Below are 1,009 nucleotides of genomic sequence, written 5' to 3'. Positions count from 1 at the left end.
CCCATCATGCGACCGATCCAGTCCACGATCTGGGGAAAGACACCCAGCACAGCCATGACCAGTGCGACAGGTACCCACCACAGGGCATAGCGTGTGTGGAGATGATCTCTTCGTACCAGGTAGAAGATAAGACCGGCAGTCAGCAGACCAATGATGGCGGATATCCAATTCGTGTGTGACATTGCTGGGTTGAAACCTTGTCGGTGACTGACTGCTATTCTAGCAAGATGCGGGGCTATCTGTTGCTGCGCTTGCTGAACCCGAGGATGCTTGCCTGCACCATGTAGTAGGCGACCATCAGCCAGGAACTGTAAACACGCGAATGCCCCGATACCCGGGGGCACATGTTTACCTGTATCTCATTGATTGTCAAGTTGTTTCTTTTCAGGTGAGCGAGTACGCCAATGTCCTGGTACTCCAGCAGTGTTGCATCTTTGCCGGACAGAAGTTCCAGAGCCGTTTTGTTGTAGGCGCGAAAACCGGAAGTGATGTCATCCATGCTCAGCCCGGAAATCCATTTCAGAAATACCCAGGCGATCTTGCGCATGCGCGAGCCCCGACGGGTACAGGCCCCGATGCTGACATCGGCCTGTCCTTCGTAGACGGGGGCAAACAGCCTGCCCAGGTCGGCCGCTTCATGCTGGCCATCGGCATCCATGGTGATGACAAATCTGTATCCCTGCCGCAGTGCAAAGCGCATGCCTGTCTGCACGGCCCCCCACGCGCCCAGCTGTACGGACAGCGAGAGCACTGTGGCACCTGCCTTTCTGGCCACTTCCGCGGTATCGTCACTGCTGGCATCATCAATGACGACGATACGGCAGTCCGTGCGGTTGGACACCTCACTGATCACCGCAGCCACCGATTGTGCTTCGTCGTGAGCGGGGATCAGGATGATTGCGGAATCAAACATGGCTTCCTTTCATAGACGGCTGCAGTTCAGGCGGAGGGTGTCGATAGAATATCGTTATATAAATCAGAAACTTGTTTTTCAACAGCTTCTATTGTG

General features: G+C 54.9%; 2 protein-coding genes. Both read right to left on the bottom strand.

Annotation, left to right across the window (positions count from 1 at the left end):
* Positions 1-182, bottom strand: a 182-nt coding sequence (locus ACOCD2_RS21860; RefSeq protein ID WP_419589173.1) for a DUF2304 domain-containing protein, incomplete at its 3' end; no start/stop codon positions are given.
* A gap of 53 nt (positions 183-235) precedes the next feature.
* Positions 236-913, bottom strand: a complete 678-nt coding sequence (locus tag ACOCD2_RS21855; RefSeq protein WP_293647294.1) for a glycosyltransferase family 2 protein — start codon at positions 911-913, stop codon at positions 236-238.
* Positions 914-1,009: the final 96 nt, after the last annotated feature.

The organism is Thiolapillus sp. (assembly GCF_048562965.1).
In the GTDB taxonomy this organism is placed as follows: Bacteria; Pseudomonadota; Gammaproteobacteria; order Chromatiales; family Chromatiaceae; genus Thiolapillus; species Thiolapillus brandeum_A.
This window is presented reverse-complemented; position numbering and strand designations above follow the sequence as displayed.

Excerpts from the sequence above, each read along its gene's own strand:
- ACOCD2_RS21855 (WP_293647294.1), bottom strand. The coding sequence starts at position 913 with ATGTTTGATTCCGCAATCATCCTGATCCCCGCTCACGACGAAGCACAA.